The organism is Rhizobium sp. PRIMUS64, from assembly GCF_023006465.1.
Taxonomy (GTDB): Bacteria; Pseudomonadota; Alphaproteobacteria; order Rhizobiales; family Rhizobiaceae; genus Rhizobium; species Rhizobium leguminosarum.
On the sequence record NZ_JALBGX010000219.1, the window covers coordinates 1 to 7,124 of the forward strand.

Here is a 7,124-nt window from a genome sequence, read left to right on the forward strand (position 1 = left end):
GGTCGTTGCCGCTCGGCTGCCGTCGCGCGCCAAGGCCTCGCGGATGGCGCCGACGATCAGGCCGCGTACCAGGCCAGGGTCGCGGAACCGCACGTCGGATTTTGCCGGATGCACGTTGACGTCGACGAGAGCGGGATCGAGCGTGATCGACAGCACCGCCACCGGATAGCGTCCGGATGGGATCGTCTCGGCATAGGCGCCGCGGATCGCCGAGAGGATCAGCTTGTCCTGCACCGGCCGGCCGTTGACGAAGGCATATTGATGAGCGGAGTTGCCACGGTTGAAGGTCGGAACGCCAGCAAAGCCAGTCAGCGAGATCTCTTCGCGCACGGCGTCGAGCGCAATCGCATTGTCCCGGAATTCCTTGCCGAGCACCTGCGCCATGCGCGCCAGATGATCGTCGCCGGTCGCCGGGAATTCCAGCGTCGTGCGGTCCGAACCCGACAGCACGAAGCGCACCGCCGGAAAGGCGATCGCCATGCGCTTGACGATCTCGGTAATGGCGCCGGCCTCGGCTTTCTCCGTCTTCAGGAATTTGAGCCGGGCCGGTGTGGCAAAGAACAGGTCGCGCACCTCGACGATCGTCCCGGGATTGGCGGCAGCCGGGCGCATATGCGCGATTTTGCCGCCGGTCACGGCGATCTCGTGGCCGCCTGTGCTGTCGCGCTTGCGGCTTGCAATGCTGAGCCTCGCGACCGAGCCGATCGAGGGCAGCGCCTCGCCGCGGAAGCCGAGCGTACGGATATCTTCGAGCGTCTCCGATATCTTCGAGGTGCAGTGGCGCCTGACCGCCAGTTCCAGATCGGCCGCGTCCATGCCCGACCCGTTGTCGCTGACGCGCAGCAGCGCCTTGCCGCCGCCAGCCGTGGCGATTTCGATGCGCGTCGCGCCCGCGTCGAGCGCGTTTTCGATCAGTTCCTTGGCAGCGCTCGCCGGCCGTTCGATGACTTCGCCGGCGGCGATCTGGTTGATGAGAGTTTCGGAAAGCTGTCTGATGGCCATGGGCTATTTTCGGGGATTCGCGGGCCGGAGGGAAGGGCTTTCGATGCGCTTTCCCAAAGCGTGATCACCGCCGTCTCCGAATTTAGGGGTGGCTAGTGTTAAGCCGGTTTTAACATAAAAATGGCATTTCTAATCACATACTTCCGGAAGCTGTGAAATCGAACAGATGTGGGACGCAATGGAATGAGTGCCGGCGTCGAAAAGGCGGACACATCATCAGAAATCGATGGGTCTCCCGCCGAGGCCGATCTGCAGACGGCGCTTTTCGATGTGGTGTGCGACAGCCTTTCCGCAGCTTTCATCATCTACGACAAGAACGATCACCTGATCTTCGCAAGCCGCCAGACCCTCGAATTCTTTCCGCTGCCCGCCGAAATGCTGAAGCCGGGCACGCGGCTTCGCGATTTCCTCGGTGCGATGTACGACACCGGCATTCGCCAGCAGTACGATGTCAGGCAGGGCGGCTCGCTGAGCCGCGAGGACTGGCTGTCGCAGAAAATCGCCTCGCATTGGCGTGAGCGCTTCGACGCCGTCGAGCGCCACGGCGCCGACAGCTGGGTCCGCTTCGTCAAGCGCAGGCTGCCGGGTGGTTACGGCGTCACCATCATCTCCGACATTTCCGAGAACAAGAAGCGCGAAGAGCAATGGCGCTCCGATCTGGAGCGCGTGCAACTGACCGAGGACATTCTCGACAATCTGCCGTTTCCGCTTTTCGTCAAGGACCGCAACCTCACCTATGTCGCGGTCAATCTCGCCTTCTGCGAGAAATATCAGACGAGCGCCGACGAGGTGCTCGGGCGCAAGAGCGGTGATCTTTTTTCAGAGGAGATCGCCAAGCGTTTCGAGGAGAGCGATCGCCACGTACTGGAGACTGGCGAGATGTCTGTCTCTCGCCAGCGTCAGATCTCCCGCGACGGCATCGAGCGCGACATCGTCAGCCGCAAGCACCGCATCGGCAAACCCGGCCGCTATTTCCTGGTATCGACCATGCAGGACCTGCCGCGCGACGGCGCCGATCTCGACGAGTTCGGCCAAGCGTCCGCGATCACCGCCTCCAGCAATCAAAGCTACCGCCGGGCCTATGTGCCGGTACCAACCGGCGTCGAGCGGCGCGAACCGGCGGCGATGGAAGCGATCGTTCCGGAGAATTTCTCCGGCCGCAAGGTCCTCGTCGTCACTGCCGACCTCGCAGCCGAGACCGCCGCGTTGCGGACGCTGACGAAATACGGCTTCGAATCCTGCTCGGTCCGCGCAGAGGACGAAGAGGAGCGGTTCCTGGAGATCGCCACCTCCTCCGGCATCTCGCTCGATCTCTTGATCATCGACAACCAGATGGGCATGCGCTGCCTCGAGCTCGCCGAGCAATACGGCATCCCGGCGCTCGTCATGGACGGTTTCCAGATCGCCAACGAGCTCACATTCCAAATCGCCCGCCATTTCAATCGCAACAGCCGCAGTGCTGCCGGTTCGGATACCGATTGGGAAATCAGCATTTCCGACGATGTGGTTGGCCTGCAGGTTCTCGTGGCCGAAGACAACGATATCAACCAGATCGTCTTCTCGCAGATCCTCGAAGGCCTCGGCTACCGCCATATGCTGGCAGCGACCGGCGACGAGGCCGTGCGCCTCTGGGCCGAGCACCGGCCACAGATCGTGCTGATGGATATTTCCCTGCCCGGTTTCAACGGCTTCGAGGCCGCGCGCCTCATCCGGCAGATGGAGGAAACCGGCGGCGGCACCCGCACTCCGATCATCGGCGTGCTCACCCAGGCCTTCGAGCGCGACCGCGCCGAATGCGTCAAATCAGGCATGGACGACGTCATCATGAAACCCGTCAGCCCCGATATGCTTGAGACGGTGTTTCAGAAGTACCTGATGGACGAACCTATGCGGGCGCGAAACTAGAAGGCGATACCCGTCAACTCCCTAGATTTTGGGCGTTTCAGGCGGCAGAGGCGGCTGATTTCCTATCGAATTGTTAAGACATGCCGGTCATTCTTTTGCATGGCTGCGGGGGAAGCTCGGGTTTGCATGATGAAATCGGCGGAAATAGCTTTCTTGACCGTGGGTCAGAATGAGCTTCAGGCGATGGCCTATACCGATCCGCTGACCGGATTGGGAAACCGCAATCGCATGCGGGAGAAGGTCCTGCAGATCTCTTCTGAGCGCGCCAGCGATCCGGCCCCCTTCACCATCGGTATCGTCAACCTCGACAGTTTCAAGCCGATCAACGATCTGTTCGGCTCGACAGCCGGCGATGAAATCCTCTGCCAGGTCGCCCATCGTCTCAGGGCCTGTATTCCTGATGGCGCGCTTGTGACCCGCCATGATGGCGACGAATTCGCCTTCGTGCTGCCGTTGATCTTCGAGCGGGCGAGCGCCGAGAAATTCGGCCAGATGATCCGTGAGGTGCTATCGGCCCCTTATGACCTCGGCGACCGCAACGTCCGTCTCTCCGCTTCCCTCGGCTTCTCCATCTATCCGTTCGCCGGGGAGGATTGCGAGGAACTGCTGAAGAGCGCCGAGACCGCCCTTTACCGTTCCAAGCGCCGCGGTCGCGGCCAGATCACCGTCTATTCGCGCGAGATCGCGCAGGAAATGAAGCGCGCCACGCAGCTGGAGCAGGCGCTCAGAAACGCCATCATCTCGGATGCGATCGACGTGCATTTCCAGCCGATCGTCTCGCTGTCCAACAACCAGGTCGTCGGCTTCGAGGCGCTTGCCCGCTGGAACGATCCCGATCTCGGCTTCGTGTCGCCCGGCGTCTTCGTGCCGCTCGCCGAAGAGCGCGGCTTCATCGACGCGCTGTCGGAGGCGTTGCTGCGTAAAGCTGCCGAAGCAGCACTTTCCTGGCCGCGCGAACTCTTTCTGTCGTTCAATCTTTCCTCGGCCCAAATGATGGATCCGGGCACGAGCAGCAGCGTCCTGTCGATCCTTGGGCGCGTCGGCTTCGATCCGCATCGCCTGGAGCTGGAGATCACCGAGACCGCGGTGATGAGTTCGGCCGATACCGCTCATCGCATCATCGCTGATCTGCGCGCCGCCGGTGTGCGCATCTCGCTCGACGATTTCGGCACCGGTCAGTCGAGCCTCGGGCGCCTGCGCGACTTCATCTTCGACAAGATCAAGATCGACCGTGCCTTCGTCTCGCGCATCAATTCCGATCGCGCCTCCGAACACATCATCAAGGCGATCCTTACCATGTGCGAGGGCCTGGAGCTGGAAGTCGTGGCGGAAGGTATCGAGGATTATGCCGAGGCAGTGAAGTTGCGCACGCTCGGCTGCGGCATGGGCCAGGGCTATCATTTCGGCCGCCCGGCGGACGGTATCGCGACGCTGCGCTTCCTGCACGAGAATTATTATGATCCGACCGTGATGGAGCGTGTCAGCGCATAAAACGATGGCGCCCCTGGGAGCGCCATCGCCTACGCTATACTACCACGCACGGATTACTTAGGCGTGGTCGAGCCGGTTGCCGTGGTGTCGGTACCGGTCGCAGCCGGAGCCTTTTCGGCCGCCAGCATTGCCAGCGTCTTGAACTCAGGTGCGGCCTTCAGCGATTCAGACGTTTCGCTGGTCGTCAGCTTGACGCTGCCGTCCTGGGTGTTCTGCGCGACGGTGATCTTTTCCATCGGCACGGCGACGTTCTTTTCGCCGATGCCGAGGAAGCCGCCGACACCAACGATTGCAGCAACAAACCCGCCGTCCTTCTTCAGGATCAGGTCGTTGACGCTGCCGATGCTTTCATTGTTGCCGTTATAGACCGACTGGCCGATATAGGTGTTGGCGCTGACCTGGTCCGGAGACTGTTCCGTCAGATAGCCGGCCTGAGCCGTGTCTGCCGTCGGTGCTGCGGCCGGAGCCTGTGCAGCATCGCCTGCGGGCTTGGTGACGTCAGGCGTCATCGGCTTCGGTGCTGCCGGATCGGCGGGGGCCGCCTGGGTCGGAGCAGCGGGATCCGCAGGCTGCGGTGCTGTCTGCGAGAATGCCGCCGGTACGAAAGCCGTGGCAAACAGTGCGCCAGCGGCAACGGTCGTCAGAAGTTTGCGTGTCATTTCGAACCTACCTTCGTTTTTTCCTAGAGTGTTCGCTGACGCGGTAACACCTATTTCTCAGGTCTCGTTGCCGCGCCGGTTCGAAGGGAAAATGACTGGTAGAGCGATTGGTTCCGGTTGAAAACTCGGAAAATTTCTCGATTTTCACGGAACATTTATCGAAGAACCGCCGCTAAAACGAGAAAAGGCGCCCCGATCGGGAGCGCCTCTGATGGCCTCTGATCACCCGGTGATCAGATCACGTAGACGGGATCGAACACGCCTTTGACCTCGATGCCGAGTTCCAACAGCGCGCCGGCACTGGGCTGCGCCGAACGGGCATCCTCATCCAGCCCTTCCCAGGCGGTCGTTACCGCCAGGCGGTCGGCATTGACGCCGATGAAGGCAGGGCAGGAGGGTTGGACGGCAGGAACCTTGTAGCGCGAGATGCGCAGGCCGTCCGGACTGTAGCGGTCGACGACGCCGGCGCCCCAGCGCGCATTCCACAAATAGCCGTCGGCATCGACCACCGAGCCGTCGATGTCGCCGGGGTCGTCCATGCTGTCGACAAGCACGATCGGCTCGCCCGAAGGCAGGCCGGTCAACGGATCGACCATGACGCGCATCAGCCGGTTGATGCGGGAATCCGTATAATAGCCGATCGTGCCGTCAGGCGAGAAGCAGATCGAATTCGGGATGCTGATGCCGTTGAAGATCTTCGTCACCTTGCCGCTAGCGACGTGATAGATGGCGCCGGCCTGGTTTTCCGCCCGCTTGCTCATCGTGCCGATCCAGAGTGCACCGGACGGATGGGTGCGGCCGTCGTTCGAACGGTTTTCCGGCCTGTCGTTTTCGAGCGCGGCGTAGAAGGTGAGGTTGCCGCTTGCGACGTCGCGCACGAAAAGCCCTTCTTCCGTCGCGATCAGCTGCCGCCCGGCGTCGATGCGGGCAAGCACGCTCGCCATGACAGGCAGCGGATGCACCTTTTTCGCGCCCGTCGAAAGATTGAGCTCGTGCAGTTCCTTGCCGAGGATGTTGAACCACCAGACGGTATTGCTGTCCGGATCATAGGTCGGGCCTTCACCGAGAACGGAATTGGTATTGCAAAGGGTTTTGCCCTCGAACTCATAAATATCGGTCATACGTTCACGCTCCCAATGGCTGCATCATAGGCGTAAATGGTCGCCTTGGCGCGCTCGGCAACCTCTGATGCGGTCATTCCTGGCTTGTAGATGCTGGTGCCGAGGCCGAAGGCGAAGATGCCGGCCTTGGTATAATCGCCGAAATTCTTATCCGACACACCACCGACGGCGGCAATCATCAGCTCCGGCGGCAGGATTGCCCGGATCGCCGTGATGCCGGAAGGGCCGAGCACGCTGGCCGGAAAGAATTTGAGACCGGTGGCCCCGGCCCGCGCTGCTGCCAGCGCCTCGGTCGGCGTAAAGACGCCCGGCATCGTCACCATGCCGTAGTCGCGCGCCCGGATGATCGCCTCGGGCTCGACATTCGGCGTGACGAGCAGCTTGCCGCCGGCCGCATGCAGGCTGTCGACCGCCTCGACGGTCAGCACCGTGCCGGCGCCGATCAGCACGTCGGCCGGTGCCAACTTCGCGGCGATCTCGATGGATTTGAACGGTTCCGGCGAGTTGAGCGGGATCTCGATCGCCGTCAGGCCATTTTCGATCAGTGCACCGACGACGCTTTCGGTCTCGTCAGGCCGGATGCCGCGAAGGATGGCGATCAGCGGGCGTTTCATGTCGGGGAAGGGGATACGGTTCATCGTGTCAGCTTTCTCAATTCGGCCAGATGGCTTCGGCGGCAGCCGAAAGCCCGCGGCGCACGGCGGCGTCGGCGTCGATGGCGGTGAAGGCAAGGGAGAGGGTTTTGAAGGCCTGCTCGTAGAGCGCCTGCAGGCGCCCTGAGGCGACGAGGGTGATGTCGGTGCCGTTTGCCGCATCTTGCAGCGCGCCGGCGATTTCGAGGCCGATCAGCGTGCCGGATAGCCGGGCTTGCGCCGCTGCGGCAGAAATCCCGTGCAGGAGCTGGCCGGAGCGGGCGGTAAACAGCAGGTTGGAGGCAAGGGCCGGG

At 62.2% G+C, this 7,124-nt stretch carries 7 protein-coding genes; 2 read left to right on the forward strand and 5 right to left on the reverse strand.

The genetic code is table 11. The features are described 5' to 3' along the window. The coding region (gene mutL, locus MOV76_RS37680) for a DNA mismatch repair endonuclease MutL (protein ID WP_247266469.1) at positions 1 to 1,002 on the reverse strand (1,002 nt) is incomplete at its 3' end. A gap of 183 nt (positions 1,003 to 1,185) precedes the next feature. Here mutL and MOV76_RS37685 point away from each other — a divergent pair. Continuing rightward, complete coding sequence (locus tag MOV76_RS37685) at positions 1,186 to 2,907, forward strand: response regulator (protein ID WP_247266470.1); 1,722 nt, start codon at positions 1,186 to 1,188, stop codon at positions 2,905 to 2,907. A gap of 126 nt (positions 2,908 to 3,033) precedes the next feature. Continuing rightward, entirely contained in the window at positions 3,034 to 4,398 is a 1,365-nt protein-coding gene (locus MOV76_RS37690) for a bifunctional diguanylate cyclase/phosphodiesterase (RefSeq protein WP_018244994.1), read from the forward strand. 53 nt (positions 4,399 to 4,451) lie between these two features. On the opposite strand, the gene MOV76_RS37695 is transcribed toward MOV76_RS37690, so the two are convergent. The 4 genes from MOV76_RS37695 to MOV76_RS37710 all read right to left on the reverse strand — a co-directional run. Next, positions 4,452 to 5,057: a PRC-barrel domain-containing protein gene (locus MOV76_RS37695; RefSeq protein WP_018244995.1), complete on the reverse strand. Its 606-nt coding sequence runs from the start codon at positions 5,055 to 5,057 to the stop codon at positions 4,452 to 4,454. 233 nt (positions 5,058 to 5,290) lie between these two features. Continuing rightward, complete coding sequence (locus MOV76_RS37700; RefSeq protein ID WP_018244996.1) at positions 5,291 to 6,178, reverse strand: SMP-30/gluconolactonase/LRE family protein; 888 nt, start codon at positions 6,176 to 6,178, stop codon at positions 5,291 to 5,293. Further along, positions 6,175 to 6,816: a 2-dehydro-3-deoxy-6-phosphogalactonate aldolase gene (locus MOV76_RS37705; protein WP_247266471.1), complete on the reverse strand. Its 642-nt coding sequence runs from the start codon at positions 6,814 to 6,816 to the stop codon at positions 6,175 to 6,177. The genes MOV76_RS37700 and MOV76_RS37705 overlap by 4 nt, the downstream gene beginning before the upstream one ends. A gap of 13 nt (positions 6,817 to 6,829) precedes the next feature. Next, the coding region (locus MOV76_RS37710) for a 2-dehydro-3-deoxygalactonokinase (protein ID WP_247266472.1) at positions 6,830 to 7,124 on the reverse strand (295 nt) is incomplete at its 5' end.